This is a genomic window from Mesorhizobium mediterraneum (genome assembly GCF_002284565.1).
Lineage (GTDB): Bacteria > Pseudomonadota > Alphaproteobacteria > Rhizobiales > Rhizobiaceae > Mesorhizobium > Mesorhizobium mediterraneum.
The window spans coordinates 159,156-175,635 of the sequence record NZ_NPKI01000046.1 but is presented as its reverse complement, the minus strand read 5'-3'; the positions used below and the strand labels follow the sequence as shown (position 1 = coordinate 175,635).

Sequence of the window (16,480 nt, the reverse complement as noted above, 5' to 3'; positions counted from 1 at the left end):
CGGCGATCCATCCCTCGAGCGGATCGAGATGTTCCGGCGCGCCGTACGCTCGCTTCGCATCGTCCACGCCCAAGCCGTCTGGATCGCGCAGAAAAGCGCATCGAGCCGATCGCCGCTGGGGTCGTCGGCCGGCCGACGAACAGGAGCGAAAATAGAGGATAGAAACAGGCACAAGATCGCTTCTCCTGCACTTGGATCGTGGTCAAGTGTTGCCAACTACCCGGCGCTAACCCGCGGAAATGTCGCTGCTATTCTGAGACGGGGGAAAAACCCGGAAATCGAGCAGACTGAATGGTGGGCCCGGAAGATGCATTAAAGCCGTTGATTTCATTGACTTTTTCGTGGGCCAAAATCAAAAAGCTTCCCGTATTGTTCCGCACGGTCCCGCGGCTGGTCATGGTCGTTCCTCTTTGCTCTCGATCAATGAATGCCCAATTCGTGCTGGTAGGCTTTGGGGGCACCGGCGAGGAACGACTATCGATTGGCCAAAATCACTAACTGCCAGGAGAACATAGAGGATTTACCCCATCTGGTTCTTCTGTCGAATTGACAACGCGGTGATTGAAATCGGAACCTGGTGCGACAAGAAGCGGGGATGGGAGGATAGCCTGGGCGAGGATCTATCCGGTCATCATGCCGATCGCATTCAGGCCGCGATCGCTTCGGATGCCGCTGCGAAGTCGGCGCTGGTCGCCTCTTGGCGACGGTCTTCCAGTTTGCATCGGCTCGATCCGACCGATTGCAGCCCGCCACGCTATCTGACAGAGGCGGAATTGGGAGAGGCCCGGCAATGCATCGAACCACTCGTCCGAGCCGCCCAATCGAGTCTGGACCGGCTCTATCTCGCGGTGGGCGGCGTCGGATGCTGCGTCCTGCTCGCCGATCGTAACGGCGTGCCCGTCGAACGGCGCGGCGCGCCTGTGGATGACGAGACGTTTCATTCCTGGGGTTTGTGGACCGGCTCCGTCTGGAACGAAGAGTGCCAGGGCACCAACGGGATCGGCACCTGTCTGGTTGAACAGCGCACGCTGACGATCCATCGCGACCAGCATTTTCACACGCGCAACACAGGGCTGAGCTGCACCACTGCTCCGATCTACGATCATGAGGGAGATCTTGTAGCCGCGCTTGACGTCTCCTCGTGCCGGGCCGATCTGACCGAAGCCTTCGCAAACCTTATTTCAGTGGCCGTGGTCGACGCGGTGCGTCGGATCGAGGCAGAGAACTTTAGGATGGCGTTTCCCAAGGCGCGAATTCTTTTGGCGCCAGTGACCGACAAAGGCTCCGGCGCGCTGATCGCCGTCGATGCGGACGACCTTGTAGTTGGTGCGACCCGGTCGGCTCGCCTGGCGCTTGGAATTACCCAACATTGTCTCGACAAGCCGATGCCTGCAACCGATCTGCTCGGTTGGGCTGAGAGCGGCCACGAAGTTCTCGCCGAAGCGGAGCGCGGTGTTCTCCAGCGGGCGCTCGCGCGCGCAGACGGAAATGTGTCGGCTGCGGCTCAGGCGCTTGGCATCAGCCGCGCGACGCTTCATCGCAAGCTCAACCGCCTGGATGTCCACCGGTCTCACTGACCTTCGAATCCTCGCCTGACTGTCGCAATTCTGCGACACATCCCGCTCGGCCACTGTCGTCGACACGGTGACAATCGCGGCGGAAATCGCAAGTCTCTCTTCCGAAGCGTCGCATCCCGCGACGTCAGCTTTGGGAGGAAGACACATGAACAAGGTTGAATTCTCACGCTCGGTCAAGGCGCCCTTCGACAAGCGCTACGGCAATTTCATCGGCGGCAAATGGGCCGAGCCGCACTCCGGCCGCTACTTCGAGAACTTCTCGCCGGTGAACGGCCAGCTGCTGTGCGAGGTGGCGCGTTCGGATGCCCACGACATCGAGGCGGCTCTGGATGCGGCGCACGCGGCCAAGGATGCCTGGGGGCGCGCAAGCGTGGCCGAGCGCTCGCTCGTCCTCAACCGCATTGCCGACCGCATGGAGGAAAACCTCGATCTCCTCGCTCGCGCCGAAACTTGGGACAACGGCAAGCCGATCCGTGAAACGACCGCGGCTGACCTGCCTTTGGCCATCGACCATTTCCGCTATTTCGCCGGCGCCTTGCGTGGCCAGGAAGGCAGCCTTTCCCAGATCGACGACGATACCGTCGCCTATCATTTCCATGAGCCGCTCGGCGTGGTCGGCCAGATCATCCCCTGGAACTTTCCGCTGCTGATGGCATGCTGGAAACTTGCTCCCGCGCTCGCTGCCGGAAACTGCGTGGTTCTGAAGCCTGCCGAGCAGACGCCGGCCGCCATCTTGCTGTGGGCCGATCTTGTCGGCGATCTGCTGCCGCCGGGCGTGCTCAATATCGTCAACGGCTTCGGCCTCGAGGCCGGCAAGCCGCTCGCATCGTCGCCGCGCATTGCTAAGATCGCCTTTACCGGCGAGACCACGACCGGCCGGCTGATCATGCAATATGCCAGCCAGAACCTGATCCCCGTCACGCTTGAACTGGGCGGCAAGTCGCCCAACATCTTCTTTAGGGATGTCGTCGCCGAGGACGACGATTTCTTCGACAAGGCGATCGAAGGCTTCGTCATGTTCGCGCTGAACCAGGGCGAAGTCTGCACTTGCCCAAGCCGCGCGCTCATTCACGAATCGATCTATGACACGTTCATGGAACGTGCGCTGAAGCGCGTCGAGGCGATCGTGCAGGGCGATCCGCTCGATCCGGCGACGATGATCGGTGCCCAGGCCTCGTCCGAACAGCTGGAAAAGATCCTGTCCTACATCGACATCGGCCGCCAGGAAGGAGCCGAGGTTTTGACCGGCGGCGCCCGCAATGTGCTGCCCGGCGATTTGGCGGGCGGCTACTACGTCAAGCCGACGGTATTCAAGGGCCACAACAAGATGCGAATCTTCCAGGAGGAGATTTTCGGGCCGGTGGTTTCGGTCACGACCTTCAAGGACGACGACGAAGCGCTGGCGATAGCCAACGATACTCTCTACGGCCTCGGCGCCGGCGTCTGGACGCGAGATGCCAACCGTGCCTATCGCTTCGGCCGGGCAATCCAGGCCGGGCGCGTTTGGACCAACTGCTATCACGCCTATCCGGCACATGCAGCTTTCGGCGGCTACAAGCAGTCCGGCATCGGACGCGAGACGCACAAGATGATGCTCGACCACTACCAGCAGACCAAGAACATGCTGGTAAGCTATAGCCCGAAGAAGCTCGGCTTCTTCTGATCGCCTTTTGGCTCACAGGCGCGGCTCCGCAGGGGGCCGCGCCCAAACTGGAAATCGAAAAAAGCGATGCATGCCAAGGTCACGGCAACGCCGGCAGCGCTTGAATTGATCGCGGAGATCGTGGCCGAGCACGGTCCGGTGCTGTTCCATCAATCCGGCGGCTGCTGCGATGGTTCTTCGCCGATGTGCTATCCGCGTGCCGGCTTCATCGTCAGCGACCATGACGTGCTGCTCGGTCACATCGGCGAAACGCCGTTCTACATCGGTGCGTCGCAATTCGAGGCCTGGAAACATACCGACCTCATTATCGACGTGGTGCCTGGCCGCGGCGGCATGTTCTCGCTGGACAACGGGCGGGAGAAGCGGTTCCTGACGCGGTCGACGATCTGCGCCGTTCAACCGTGATGAGGGTGCATCGGCCTGTTTCCTCCTTGTCTCAGCGCAACGAGCATCCCGCGAAGCGGATGCAATATGTCCGCTTCCAAAGCGCGGACAAGCAGCATGAAACACAAATTCAGCGACGATGCGACGATGGACGAAATCATGAGTAGGTCGCCGGCGGCCATCCGGGTCGTGCTCCAGCACGGCATGCTTTGCGTCGGCTGCCCGATTGCTTCGTTTCACACAGTTTCCGACGCGGCACGGGAGCACGATCTGAGTGAAGAAGAACTCCGTTGCGACCTGCTGGCGGTGACGAACGCCGGCGTCCCGGATTAGCCTTTTTCTTCACGGCCCTCCGCGATTAGAAGGAGTCGGTGAGGTTCGACCACGGTCACCCGCTGGCGTCCGCTTTTGACCAATCCCTGGTCTTCCCATGCCGAGAGCAGCCGGCTCACCGTATGGAGCGTTGTTCCCGTCATCTCGGCAATGTCCTGACGTGAGATGGGGAAGTCGATCAGGATGCCCTCCTCGGTCTTTTTGCCCGTCTGCTTGATCAGCTTGAGCAGCGCATGGGCGACGCGCTGATCCACCTGCTCGGTGGACATCTCGATGACGCGCGTATGGGCATCCTGCAGCCTGCTGCCCACGGCCTTGTAGGTGTTGGCGCTGAAACTGGGGAAATCGGCGGCGAATGCCGGCCACAGGCGGCTCGGCCAGGCAAGAACTACGCAATCGACGGCAGCTATCGCATTTGCCGGATAAGTGGTGCGGCCAAGCGCATGGGCGATGCCCATCAACTCGCCTGGACTTATGTATCGCACCGTCACCTCGTGGCCGTCAGGCGTCGATTTCACGACGCGCACATGTCCGTCGAGCAGCAGGAAAAACGAATGTGCTTCCTGCTCCTGCTGGAACACCGGGTGGTCCTTGGCAATCCTCTGTGACCGGGCCTGGCCGACAATACGGTCGAGATCCGTGGCGGCTATGCCTTCAAAGACAGACAACCCGGCAATCAGCGAGCGATCGAGGCTACCCAACTCCGTTCCTCCCGAACTTGACCACGGCAACGCATCCAGGTCGCCTGGTCGGAGAATGTCTCATGGGCGACCGATGGGCGGCAAGAGGCGCGCGCCTTTCCTGAAATTCCCGATCTTGTTTGCGCAGCGGCAAATTCCGTCTGCCAGGCCAGGATAGAACGACCGAAGTGGCAGCCGTCGACATGACCTGTCACGTCCGCCCGTAGCTTTCATTTCAGGGGATATCATGGCAATTCCACGCACGCGGCCAAGCGCCTATCCGGCAGTTCTCTCTTACGGTTTCCGGCCATTTTTTCTCCTCGGTTCCCTGCAGGCCGGCGCAGCTATCCTGTTCTGGCTGCCTTTGTTCTACGGCAAGCTCGAAGCCTCCAGCGTCTTCTCGCCCGTGGACTGGCATGTCCACGAGTTGCTGTTTGGTTATCTGGCGGCTGTTGTGACGGGTTTCCTGCTAACTGCAATCCCGAACTGGACCGGACGTCTTCCCGTGCAGGGCCCTCCCCTGCTGGCGCTCGCATTGCTTTGGTGCGCGGGACGGTTCGTCGTCTTCTTTTCGGCGGAGACAGGGTGGTTGCTCGGCGCCATCATAGACTGCGCCTTTCTTCTCGCGGTTGTCGCCGCCGCCGCAACGGAAATCATCGCCGGCCGAAACTGGCGAAACCTCAAGGTCCTTCTGCCTGTGACGGTGCTTCTGGCAGCGAATATGACGTTTCATGCCGAGGCGCACTATCAAGGCGTGTCCGACATCGGCCGCCGCCTCGGTCTTGGCGCAGCGGTGGTCCTCATCATGATCATAGGTGGCCGCATTATTCCCTCCTTCACCCGCAATTGGCTGGCGCGCGAGAGACCGGGACGGCTTCCGGTCCCGTTCGGCAGGTTCGACGTGGGAGCGATTACGCTCTCAGCAGCGGGATTGATGGCCTGGGCCTTTCTTCCAGACAGTGCTGGCACCGGGGCAATGCTGATCTTGGGGGCGATTCTCAATACCATTCGGCTTGCCCGGTGGGCCGGAGACCGAGCGCTGCGCGATCCTCTGGTGCTGATCCTGCATGTCGCGTTCGCCTTCGTGCCGATCGGCCTCCTGATTGCCGGCCTCGCTGTCTTCGTGCCCGAGAAAGTGCCCGCAGTAGCCGGCATTCATGCGTTCGGCGTCGGAGCGGTTGCATGTATGACGCTCGCCGTCATGACCCGCGCCACGCTCGGACACACAGGTCGCGAACTGCGGGCAAGCATCGGCACTTGTGTGATCTTTGTCGCGATCGCGCTTGCGGCCCTTTTTCGCATCGGTGCTGCATTCTCACCGGCGCAAGCGATGCTTCTCCACATTTCGGCGGCGCTATGGGTCGCATCCTTCATCGGCTACGCGGGCCTATTCGGCGGGATGCTCATTCGACCACGTTTGCAAGTGAGGCAGCCGAGAACCGCCGTTTGAAGGCCGACCGGCTCCTTAGACCAGGCAGCTCTCTCCCATGCACATTTCGCATGCCAATTTGCGCCAGCGCAAATTTCCAAGTCTCTCGGTCACGTAGAAGAGCGCAACGGTTGATGCCGTGATGAACAAAGAAAGGATCCCCCATGAAATTGCCACTGATCGCCGCGGCCATCGCCCTGCTCTCCATCGCCGGTGCGGCAAATGCCGAAGAACATGTCGTGCAGATGCTGAACAAGGGAGAGAAGGGCTCAATGGTCTACCAGCCTGCCTTTGTTCGGGCGGCGCCTGGAGACACGATCAAGTTCGTGCCGACCGACAAGTCCCACAACGCCGAAAGCATCAAGGGCATGATCCCGGACGGAGCTGAAGCTTTCAAGGGCAAGCCCAACGCGGAAATTGCCGTGACCGTGACCCAGGAGGGGGTCTATGGCGTGAAGTGCGCTCCACACTACGGCATGGGCATGGTCGCACTGATCGTGGTCGGTAAGCCTATCAACCTGGCAGCAGCGGAAGCCGTCAAGCAGGTCGGAAAAGCCAAACCAGTATTCGCCGAACTGTTCGCCGAAGTGACCAAGACCGCCTCTAACTAACCTTTTTCACAGATCCCCTCCGGTTCGGCGGCCGGGGGAAGGCCGGGTGGACCAGGGGAGAGGTCCAGCCCGGCCTATTTCATTCCCGATTTCATGCAGCAGAGCCGATGCCCTCCGATCTGATGGGAGTTGCCCTCTCTCAGGCGCGGCTTCCCATCCGGTTCGGCGTCCACGTTGGTACATGCAGTCTCCAAAACACAGAAAATTGCATCAACGTTTTGGATTTGCGTTAGCGCAAAGACTTGGCCGGAGCCGAGACTATTCTGACGACATCGAATGGCCGAAACCAAGGAGATGGAAATGCTTACGAGACGCGAAGCTTTGTTGGGTTCTGTTCTTACCGCAGCCGCGGTCGCCACTGTTGGTGCAATGCCGGCCGTGGCAAGCGCCAAGGATGTCGCCGGGCTGCCCCGTGAAAAGGTAACCATGGTCCCGCCGCCGTTCGTCCATGCTCATGATCAGGTCGCCAAGGGCGGTCCAAAGGTCGTCGAATTCATCATGACGATCGAGGAAAAGCCGGTGGTTATCGACGCCGACGGCACGCAGCTCAATGCAATGACCTACAACGGCTCGATTCCCGGTCCTCTGATGGTCGTGCATGAAGGCGACTATCTCGAGCTCACGCTCGTCAACCCCGACACCAGCACCCTCGCCCACAACATCGATTTCCACGCCGCTACCGGCGCGCTTGGCGGTGGCGAATTGACGCTGGTCAATCCGGGCGAGCAGGTCACGCTGCGCTTCAAGGCGACCCGGAGTGGAACGTTCGTCTACCACTGCGCACCCGGCGGCGCGATGATCCCATGGCACGTGGTGTCGGGCATGAGCGGGGCGGTGATGGTGCTGCCGCGCGACGGCCTCAAGGACGACAAGGGCAGGCCGGTCCGCTACGACCGCATCTATTACGTCGGCGAGAACGATTTCTACATCCCGCGCGACGAGCAAGGGCAATTCAAGAAGTACGAGTCGGCCGGCGACAATTACGAAGAAACCATGAGGGTCATGCGCGGGCTGATCCCGACGCATGTCGTGTTCAACGGCAAGGCCGGTTCCTTGACCGGGGACAATGCCATGAAGGCAAAGGTCGGCGAAACGATATTGATCGTTCATTCGCAGGCGAACCGCGACACGCGTCCGCACCTGATCGGCGGGCATGGCGACTTTGTCTGGGAACAGGGCAAGTTCGCCAACCCTCCCGCGAAAGACCTGGAAACCTGGTTCATTCGTGGCGGATCGGCCGGCGCGGCGCTCTACACGTTCCTGCAGCCAGGCATCTACGCCTATGTGAACCATAATTTGATCGAGGCAGTCGAACTCGGCGCGACCGCGCACTTTACCGTCGAGGGAAACTGGGACGACGATCTGATGATGCAGGTCGAACCGCCCAAGGCGATCGCCTCGTAGACGGGAGATCCGATCCTCAGTGCAACCCGGCGGCGGAGCCAAAGGGTTGTACTCGCAGCCGGACTTGATGCCATGTCCTTCGACCCTGTCTTCACCTTCGGGACAATTGCGGCTGCCACACTGATCAGCATGGGCATAGCCCATACGTTCGGCGAGAGTCCCCTGAAGTTCTCCCAACCGGTCGCCGTAAGCGAACTGGTGGTCCTGGGACCCGGCTCGTTTGAGCACCCACAGGCTGGGGAATTCCTCAAGGAGAACCATCCTGTCGCAGCGCCCGTCGTGCAAACCTCCATCGACGCGCCACTGGAAATCATGAAATACCAAGTCAGTGTATCGGAATATGGACGTTGTGTGGCGGACGGCGCCTGCAAGCCAGCAGACGCACGCAATGTCGGACACCTTCCGGTCACCGGTGTGAGCTATCTCGATGCCGAAGCCTACGCGAGGTGGTTCTCGGCGCGGACAGGAGGGACATGGCGGTTGCCGACAGACGTGGAGTGGGCCTATGCGGCCAGTGAACGGTTCCGAGGTGACATTGAGGGCGGCGAAAGCGACCCGAACAACCCGGCGCGCCGGTGGCTGACACAGTATCGCCTGGAGGCCTCGCTCGGACGGAAACCTGATCCAGAGCCGAGGGCTCAAGGGTCCTTCGGTACCAATTCAAAAGGCCTAGCGGATATTGCGGGAAACGTCTGGGAATGGACCTCGACATGTTATTCCCACGCCACGATAGATATTGATGGTAAGCGGACCGCGAGTTCGATCGACAATTGCGGCGTGCACGTCGTTGAGGGGTTCCACCGCACCTATATGTCGAACTTCATCCGGGACGGAAAGAGCGGCGGTTGCGCAGTCGGCACGCCGCCCGACAATCTGGGTTTCCGGCTTGTCCGCGACCAGCCCAGTCTCGTGCAGGTTGCCCTTCGGCGCCTGGGCTTCTCCTGACAGCATAAACAAGAGTGCATGATGACATTGAAATTAGCTTTGGATCGGGCGCGCCCGATCGCGGAACAGCCTCTGAACCATACTGGCGTCGATCGAAAGTCTGTCGGAAAACTGGTCCGCGAATTCTACGCAAAAGTCAGAAGCGACGAGCGTCTGGGGCCGATTTTCGCGCGCGAGATCACCGGCGACTGGGAGCCCCATCTCGAGAAAATGACGGACTTCTGGTGTTCCGTCATCCTCAAGAGCGGCGATTATCACGGACGCCCGGTGCCGGCGCACCTCAAACTCAAGGACGTTACCGAGGCCGATTTCGAGATCTGGCAGGGCCTGTTCGGCCAGACGGCGGCTGAACTCTTCGCTCCGGAGCCGGCGGCGGTGTTTGTCGACCGAGCCGAGCGGATCGCGACAAGCCTGAAGCTGGCGATGTTCTTTCGTCCCGTTCCTGCCGTGACCGTCTGTGGCGAACAGGCCGGCCTCGGCGAAACTCGGCCGGTTTTGATTTCGCGCAAGGAACGCACCCCGAGAGATTCCTAATTTCGTCGCATGGCCCTCAATCTCTTCGTCGGCACGATCGTCATAAGCATGACGGTCCTGATTCATACCTTCGGTCTGATCGCCGTTACCCATGCGATGGGGCATCTGGTGGCACGGTTTCGCATGCACGGTCGCCGCAGCCGTATAGTCGCGATGATCAGTGTAGTGATGGGGCTGTTTGCCATCATAACCACTGAGGTTTGGCTATGGGCAGGGCTCTACCGATTGCTCGATATCTTTGCCGACTTCGAAACCGCACTGTATTTCTCGACCGTTACCTTTTCGACGGTCGGCTATGGCGATGTCGTACCCGCTCACGGGTGGCGCGTGCTGGCGGCGCTCGAGGGGGTGAACGGGTTTCTGCTCATTGGCTGGTCGACCGCCTATGTGATCGCGGCTGGCACCCGAATCGGCCCATTCAAGACCGGGGAGCATTTCTGATCAGGCCGGTGCTCAGACTGCCACCGAATGCTTGGCTTTACCGGTTTCGAAATATTTGTCGAACCTGGCCGCTATATTGCGAACAAAGGGACGATTTTCCACCGGCACTACGAAACTGTCGCCATTCAGTTCCAGCAACCGAGCAGGATCACGAAGGGCGACGGAACTCGCCTGGAGCAGAAGCTTCTGGCCGATTTCGCCGAAGCGTTCGACCAGATCGATCGCCGAGAAGGCGAAATCGCACATCAGCCTTTCGATAATCCAGCCGCGCACGCGGTCATCTTCCGACAACTCGATGCCGCGCACGGCAGCCAGACCTCCCTGCTCCACCATGCGTCCGTATTCGGCGGTCGCCGGCATGTTCTGTGCATAGCCCTGGCGGAACTGGCTGATCGATGAAGGACCAAGCCCGATCAGTGTCTCACAGCGATCCTCGGTATAGCCCTGGAAGTTCCGGTGCAAGGTTCCGGTCCGTGCCGCAACGGCCAGCGCATCACCGGATCTGGCGAAATGATCGAACCCCACGGGTTGATACCCTGCCTTCAGCATAAGGCCAGCGGCAATTTGCGATTGAGCGAAGCGTTCGACCGAATTCGGCAGCCACGCTTCGTCGATCATCGTCTGGTGCTTCTTGAACCAGGGCACATGCGCATAGCCGAAAAGCGCCATCCTGTCCGGCTCCAGAGTCAGCGCCTGCGCCACGGTGGAGGAGACGCTGTCCCGGGTCTGATGCGGCAAGCCGTAGAGCAGGTCGAGATTGACTGATTCGACGCCGCGAACGAACGCCCTCGACAACCGCTTTGGTCTGCAGAAAGCTCTGCTCGCGGTTGATCGCCTTCTGCACCTTAAGATCGAAATCCTGGACGCCGAGGCTCGCCCGCGTCATGCCGATTTCGGCGAGTGCACCGAGGCGAGCATCGTCCATATCGTTGGGTTCGATTTCGACACTGATCTTGGCGCCGGGAAGAAACTCGAAACTGTTGCGCAGGACAGTTCCCAGCGCCACCATATCCTCGGGTTTGAGCATCGTCGGCGAGCCACCGCCGAAATGGACGGCACCCACACGGCCCTTGCCTCCGACAAGACTGGCGACGGTAGCTATTTCAGCGTGCAGTGAGCGCAGATACGTGGTCACCGGTTCATAATGGCGTGTCTGCTTGGTGTGGCACGCACAGAACCAACAAAGCTTGTCGCAGTAGGGGATGTGCAGGTACAGCGAGATCTCGCAGCCATCATCGAGCCCCTGCAGCCAACCACGATAGACGGCAGCATCAACGCCTGAATGAAAATGCGGCGCGGTCGGGTAACTGGTGTAGCGGGGGACATTCTCGCCAAGTCTGGCAGCCATTTCCGGTCGCATGTCGCCTTCCATCATCCTTGCAAGGCTGAATTCTGGCTGCAGATCCGCACCGTCGCCTTGATTTCGGTCAAGGCCCTCCGCGGACAAACTGCCGCAACAGATTTTCTGCCGCCGATGCTATCTTACGGGCACCTTGGATCCGTCGGGACGATTATGATGATAGTGCGGCAGGACGTTCACAGTGCCGATATTCCTGTGCTTTGCCAGTCTTGCGAGGCACGGCATCGCGGCGTCTGCGGTGCGCTCGATCCCGGCCAGTTGGTCGGGCTCGCCAAGACCTCGTCGAGGCACAAGATCGAGCCGGGGATCGAACTGATTGGCGACGCCGAGACCGTCGACAGCTTTTCGAATGTGCTTTCGGGCGTGGTGAAGCTGACAAAGAGCCTTTCGGACGGACGCCAGCAGATCGTCGGCCTTCAGTTTGCGCCCGACTTTCTGGGACGGCCGTTCAAGGTGGAAAGCGCGATCAACGCGGAAGCCGCAACCGCCGTTTCCCTGTGTTCGTTTCCGAAGGCCGCCATCGAACGGATGATGAAGGAATCGCCGGAGCTCGAACATCGCATGCTCAAGCAAACGCTGAACGAGCTCGATCAAGCACGCGAGTGGATGGTGACGCTGGGACGCAAGACCGCTTCGGAAAAGGTGGCGAGCTTTCTGCTGATGATCGCCAGGAACATCGATCCCACGGTCGACCCCACCGCCAAGTCGGCGACTTTCGACCTGCCGATGACACGCGCCGACATTGCCGATTTCCTCGGCCTGACGATCGAGACGGTGAGCCGCCAGTTGACCAGGCTAAGAACGGACGGCGTGATCCGGATCGAGAACAACCGGCATGTGACGGTCGATAGTCTCAGCCGGCTGGAGCGACGCTCCGGCGCCTAGATTACGCCCTGATCGACGATTCCGATCGCCGGCAAGACATGCTCGCGCTCAAACGCGATATGACGGCGCATGCTTTCGAAAAAGCCGCGCAGCATGAAGCCGACCGCTTCGGCATTCTCGACTGTCTCACCATGGCCGACCGCCAGCAGGATTTCAGTCACCTCGCCGGCAAAGCATTCATCTTCGACGTGTTCGGCGCGCAATCGCCGGGTTGAGGCAAGGTTGGCATTGCCGCCTGTAGCGGCTTCATAGGCTGGGAAGATGATCGTTTCTTCATATTGATGAATATTGCGCAACAATGGGACGATTGCGTTGGCTGTGCCAAGGCACTTCAGGCGATCGACGTTCGGCAAGGCGTCCGCGATTTTCTCCAGAGCATCACAGAGCTGCAGTTTCTCCCTGTGCGCGTACTGCGCTTGGGATTGCCTCTCTGCCGGATTGGCCAGCTAGCATCGAATTCTCGCGGCGCACTTCGAACAGCGACGATCCCCGCTCTTTCTCTTCGTTCAATGGCCGCCTCCAACTCGTTCGCAAAACCAACGCTGCCCAATCCAAAACCATGCAGCTTTGATTTGAATCAAGGCGGCGAGGATGCAGCCGCGGAATTGGTGTTGCTGCGGATTGGCGTCCGCGCATCGGAATCCGACATCGGGGACTGTCATGAAGTTCGGCACAGAAATCGTCGCTTTGGGCCTTTTCGCGTTTGTGGCTCTAGTGGCCGCCGGCTTCGGTGTGGACGAGCCGTTTCGCCAGCACATGTGGGTGCTTTTCTTCTTGCTGCTTGGCTTTGTCATCGTCCTCCTGCGCAACACCAGCTTTGCGCCGGCCGCATCGGTCGATCCTTCTGCTTACATGGACGGGCCAATCCGCTACGGCGCCATCGCCACCATGTTCTGGGGTGTTGTCGGCATGCTTGTCGGCGTGGTCATCGCGCTGCAGCTCGCCTACCCGGATCTCAACATCGAGCCCTGGTTCAACTTCGGCCGCCTGCGGCCATTGCACACATCCGGCGTCGTTTTTGCCTTCGGCGGCAACGCGCTCATCTGCACGTCCATGTATGTCGTGCAGCGCACCAGCCGCGCCCGGCTGTTCGGCGACAATCTCGGCTGGTTCGTGTTCTGGGGTTATCAGCTTTTCATCGTCATGGCCGCGACCGGCTACCTGCTCGGCATCACCGAGAGCCGCGAATATGCCGAGCCCGAATGGTATGTGGACATATGGCTGACCATCGTCTGGGTCGCCTACCTCGTCCTGTTCCTCGGCACCATCCTGAAACGCAAGGAACCGCATATCTACGTCGCCAACTGGTTCTATCTGTCCTTCATCGTGACCATCGCGATGCTGCACCTGATCAACAACCTATCGATGCCGGCGTCTCTCCTGGGCTCGAAGAGCTACTCGGCCTTCTCCGGCGTCCAGGACGCCTTGACGCAATGGTGGTACGGGCACAATGCCGTCGGCTTTTTCCTGACAGCCGGCTTTCTTGGCATGATGTATTATTTCGTGCCCAAGCAGGCGAACCGGCCAGTCTATTCCTACCGGCTGTCTATCATCCACTTCTGGGCGATCATCTTTCTCTACATCTGGGCTGGGCCGCATCACCTGCACTACACCGCCCTGCCCGACTGGGCGCAAACGCTCGGCATGGTGTTTTCGATCATGCTTTGGATGCCCTCCTGGGGAGGCATGATCAACGGCCTGATGACGCTGTCCGGCGCTTGGGACAAGCTCCGCACCGACCCGATCATCCGCATGATGGTTATGGCCATCGCCTTCTACGGCATGTCGACCTTTGAAGGTCCGATGATGTCGATCAAAGCCGTCAATTCGCTGTCGCACTACACCGACTGGACCATCGGGCATGTCCATTCGGGCGCGCTCGGCTGGGTAGGCATGATCTCGTTCGGCGCGATCTACTACATGGTGCCGAAGCTGTGGAACCGTGAACGGCTCTATTCGCTGCGGCTCGTTACCTGGCACTTCTGGCTGGCGACCCTCGGGATCGTCGTCTACGCCGCGGTGATGTGGGTTTCCGGCATCATGCAGGGCCTAATGTGGCGCGAGTATGATGAGCAGGGCTTCCTGGTCTATTCCTTCGCCGAGACCGTGGCCGCCATGCATCCCTACTACGTCATGCGCGCCGTGGGTGGCGCGATGTATCTCGCCGGTGCTGTCATCATGACCTGGAACATCACCATGACCATCCTCGGCTACCAACGCGAGGAGGAGCCGATGCCAGCCTCCATCCCCTCCCTTCAGCCCGCACAATAAGGAGCCAAAATGGGCTTGATGGACAAACACGCGATCATCGAGAAGAACGCCACGCTTCTTCTCGTTGGTTCCCTCCTGGTGGTGACAGTCGGCGGTATCGTCGAAATCGCACCGCTCTTCTATCTCGACAACACGATCGAGAAGGTCGAGGGCATGCGGCCCTATTCGCCGCTCGAACTCGCCGGGCGCAATATCTATGTGCGTGAGGGCTGCTACCTCTGTCACAGCCAGATGATCAGGCCGTTCCGTGACGAAGTCGAGCGCTATGGTCACTACAGCCTGGCGGCCGAGTCGATGTACGACCACCCGTTCCAGTGGGGATCGAAGCGCACGGGGCCGGACCTCGCCAGGGTCGGAGATCGCTACTCGAACGAGTGGCACGTTCAGCATCTTATCGAACCGCGTTCGGTGGTGCCGGAATCGATCATGCCGAGCTATGCCTTCCTGAAGGATACCGCGATCGAGGTGAAGGACTTCTCGACGCACCTTATCGCAAACAGGCGTGTCGGTGTCCCCTACTCCGAAGACATGATCGCTCACGCCAGAGATGACATGATCGCGCAGGCCGATCCCAATGCCAACACATCCGAGCTGGAAGGCCGCTATCCGAAGGCGAAGCTCGGCGACTTCGACGGCAATCCGCAACAGGTCAGCGAGATGGATGCCCTGGTCGCTTACCTGCAGATGCTCGGCACGCTGGTCGATTTCAAGACCTACGACGAAGCCGCTGGCTACCGCTGAGGAGAAGGACCATGGATTACCACTGGATGAGAGAGTTCGCCGACAGTTGGGCCCTGCTCGCCATGGCGCTTTTCTTCGTCGGAACGGTCGCCTTCGCATTCCGTCCCGGGAGTGGCAAGCAGGCCGATGAAGCCGCCCGCATTCCTCTGAAGGACGACTGATCATGAGCGATGAACATATCGACGAAGTGTCGGGCATCTCTACCACCGGCCACGAGTGGGATGGTATCAGGGAGCTCAACAACCCACTTCCGCGCTGGTGGGTCATAACGTTCTACATCACCATCGTCTGGGCGATCGGCTACACCATCGCCTATCCGGCATGGCCGATGCTGACCTCGGCGACCAAGGGCATGCTTGGCTATTCGAGCCGCGGAGACGTCAACAACGAGCTTGCTGCGGCCGAGATCGCCAAGGCGAAATATGCCGCAGCGATACAATCGAAAACCGTCTCGGAGATTGCCGGCGACGACGCGTTGCGCGAATTCGCTGTTGCCGCCGGCAGCGCTGCGTACAAGGTCAATTGCGTGCAGTGCCACGCTTCCGGTGCCCAAGGGTCCACAGGCTTTCCCAACCTCAATGACGATGACTGGTTGTGGGGCGGCACGGCCGAGCAGATCCAGCAAACGATCACGCACGGCATACGCTTCGTATCCGTCCCGGATACACGACTGTCGGAAATGCCGGCTTTTGGCGAGATCATCACCGGGGACCAGGTCGCACAGGTCAGCACCTATGTCGCCAGCCTGTCTGGCCCGGTTCAAGATGCAAAACTGGTCGAGCCAGGCGCCAAGGTTTTCGCCGAAAACTGCGTGGCCTGCCACGGCGACAATGCAAAAGGCAACAAAGAGCTCGGCGCCCCTGATCTGACCGATGCGATCTGGCTCTACGGATCCAACGAAACCGCAATCGCCGCGCAGGTCCGCGCACCCAAGCACGGTGTGATGCCGGCCTGGGTTGAGCGTCTCGGTGAGACCAAGGTCAAGGAGCTCGCGGTCTACATCCATTCGCTTGGCGGTGGGGAATAGAGGGGGGTCCTATTCCCGGCCCTTCGCCAGCCAAGCGACGAGGCCCGGCTTGCGCCGGGCCTCGATTGCATTCGATGTCCGACGATTGACTTGCATCAACGCGCAGCAGGCTGCCCCGCCGCAAAGCTTGAGTTCAACGCGGCATTTCGCGCACCGGCCAAACAACTAAGTCCGACTGCGCGCCCCGAAATCGTA

Annotated in this window: 17 protein-coding genes and 1 pseudogene; 15 read left to right on the top strand and 3 right to left on the bottom strand. The window is 60.2% G+C overall.

What is annotated here, in order from left to right; all coding sequences use genetic code 11:
* The first annotated feature begins 608 nt into the window (after positions 1-608).
* The 4 genes from CIT25_RS31440 to CIT25_RS31425 all read left to right on the top strand — a co-directional run bounded on the left by CIT25_RS31440 (position 609) and on the right by CIT25_RS31425 (position 3,957).
* A complete protein-coding gene (locus CIT25_RS31440; RefSeq protein WP_095489238.1) occupies positions 609-1,577 on the top strand; it encodes a helix-turn-helix domain-containing protein in 969 nt (322 codons plus the stop codon).
* A gap of 145 nt (positions 1,578-1,722) precedes the next feature.
* Positions 1,723-3,240, top strand: a complete 1,518-nt coding sequence (adh, locus tag CIT25_RS31435; protein ID WP_095488982.1) for an aldehyde dehydrogenase — start codon at positions 1,723-1,725, stop codon at positions 3,238-3,240.
* A 66-nt stretch (positions 3,241-3,306) separates the two neighbouring features.
* Positions 3,307-3,645: a DUF779 domain-containing protein gene (locus tag CIT25_RS31430; RefSeq protein ID WP_095488981.1), complete on the top strand. Its 339-nt coding sequence runs from the start codon at positions 3,307-3,309 to the stop codon at positions 3,643-3,645.
* Between the two features lie 96 nt (positions 3,646-3,741).
* A complete protein-coding gene (locus CIT25_RS31425) occupies positions 3,742-3,957 on the top strand; it encodes a DUF1858 domain-containing protein (protein ID WP_095488980.1) in 216 nt (71 codons plus the stop codon).
* Here the strand turns inward: CIT25_RS31425 and CIT25_RS31420 are convergent.
* Positions 3,954-4,658: a Crp/Fnr family transcriptional regulator gene (locus CIT25_RS31420; protein WP_095488979.1), complete on the bottom strand. Its 705-nt coding sequence runs from the start codon at positions 4,656-4,658 to the stop codon at positions 3,954-3,956. The genes CIT25_RS31425 and CIT25_RS31420 overlap by 4 nt on opposite strands.
* Positions 4,659-4,884: 226 nt before the next feature.
* On the opposite strand from CIT25_RS31420, the gene CIT25_RS31415 reads away from it, so the two are divergent.
* The 6 genes from CIT25_RS31415 to CIT25_RS31390 all read left to right on the top strand — a co-directional run bounded on the left by CIT25_RS31415 (position 4,885) and on the right by CIT25_RS31390 (position 10,001).
* Entirely contained in the window at positions 4,885-6,087 is a 1,203-nt protein-coding gene (locus CIT25_RS31415) for an NnrS family protein (RefSeq protein WP_095488978.1), read from the top strand.
* Between the two features lie 143 nt (positions 6,088-6,230).
* The gene (locus CIT25_RS31410; protein ID WP_095488977.1) at positions 6,231-6,677 is read left to right on the top strand and encodes a pseudoazurin; all 447 of its coding nucleotides are present in this window, start codon (positions 6,231-6,233) and stop codon (positions 6,675-6,677) included.
* A 300-nt stretch (positions 6,678-6,977) separates the two neighbouring features.
* Positions 6,978-8,081: a copper-containing nitrite reductase gene (gene nirK / locus CIT25_RS31405; protein ID WP_095489237.1), complete on the top strand. Its 1,104-nt coding sequence runs from the start codon at positions 6,978-6,980 to the stop codon at positions 8,079-8,081.
* Positions 8,082-8,153: 72 nt separating this feature from the next.
* Complete coding sequence (locus tag CIT25_RS31400) at positions 8,154-9,026, top strand: SUMF1/EgtB/PvdO family nonheme iron enzyme (protein ID WP_095488976.1); 873 nt, start codon at positions 8,154-8,156, stop codon at positions 9,024-9,026.
* Between the two features lie 21 nt (positions 9,027-9,047).
* The gene (locus tag CIT25_RS31395; protein WP_245330078.1) at positions 9,048-9,560 is read left to right on the top strand and encodes a group III truncated hemoglobin; all 513 of its coding nucleotides are present in this window, start codon (positions 9,048-9,050) and stop codon (positions 9,558-9,560) included.
* A 9-nt stretch (positions 9,561-9,569) separates the two neighbouring features.
* On the top strand, positions 9,570-10,001 hold the full coding sequence (locus CIT25_RS31390) for a potassium channel family protein (protein WP_095488975.1): 432 nt from the start codon (positions 9,570-9,572) through the stop codon (positions 9,999-10,001).
* 12 nt (positions 10,002-10,013) lie between these two features.
* On the opposite strand, the pseudogene hemN reads toward CIT25_RS31390, so the two are convergent.
* A pseudogene (gene hemN, locus CIT25_RS31385) lies at positions 10,014-11,361 on the bottom strand (oxygen-independent coproporphyrinogen III oxidase).
* Positions 11,362-11,517: 156 nt separating this feature from the next.
* On the opposite strand from hemN, the gene CIT25_RS31380 reads away from it, so the two are divergent.
* Positions 11,518-12,246 (top strand): Crp/Fnr family transcriptional regulator, encoded by a 729-nt coding sequence (locus tag CIT25_RS31380; protein WP_095489236.1) that lies wholly within the window; start codon positions 11,518-11,520, stop codon positions 12,244-12,246.
* Here the strand turns inward: CIT25_RS31380 and CIT25_RS31375 are convergent.
* Positions 12,243-12,692: a hemerythrin domain-containing protein gene (locus tag CIT25_RS31375; RefSeq protein WP_095488974.1), complete on the bottom strand. Its 450-nt coding sequence runs from the start codon at positions 12,690-12,692 to the stop codon at positions 12,243-12,245. The two genes, CIT25_RS31380 and CIT25_RS31375, sit on opposite strands and share 4 nt — an antisense overlap.
* Positions 12,693-12,906: 214 nt before the next feature.
* On the opposite strand from CIT25_RS31375, the gene ccoN reads away from it, so the two are divergent.
* From ccoN to ccoP, 4 genes are read left to right on the top strand one after another with little or no spacing between them, the layout of a single operon-like run.
* Positions 12,907-14,517, top strand: coding sequence for a cytochrome-c oxidase, cbb3-type subunit I (gene ccoN / locus CIT25_RS31370; RefSeq protein WP_095488973.1), 1,611 nt, complete (start codon positions 12,907-12,909; stop codon positions 14,515-14,517).
* Between the two features lie 9 nt (positions 14,518-14,526).
* On the top strand, positions 14,527-15,258 hold the full coding sequence (ccoO, locus tag CIT25_RS31365; RefSeq protein WP_095488972.1) for a cytochrome-c oxidase, cbb3-type subunit II: 732 nt from the start codon (positions 14,527-14,529) through the stop codon (positions 15,256-15,258).
* Positions 15,259-15,269: 11 nt separating this feature from the next.
* The gene (locus CIT25_RS31360; RefSeq protein WP_065009122.1) at positions 15,270-15,419 is read left to right on the top strand and encodes a CcoQ/FixQ family Cbb3-type cytochrome c oxidase assembly chaperone; all 150 of its coding nucleotides are present in this window, start codon (positions 15,270-15,272) and stop codon (positions 15,417-15,419) included.
* A gap of 2 nt (positions 15,420-15,421) precedes the next feature.
* Complete coding sequence (gene ccoP, locus CIT25_RS31355; RefSeq protein WP_095488971.1) at positions 15,422-16,285, top strand: cytochrome-c oxidase, cbb3-type subunit III; 864 nt, start codon at positions 15,422-15,424, stop codon at positions 16,283-16,285.
* Positions 16,286-16,480 lie beyond the last annotated feature (195 nt).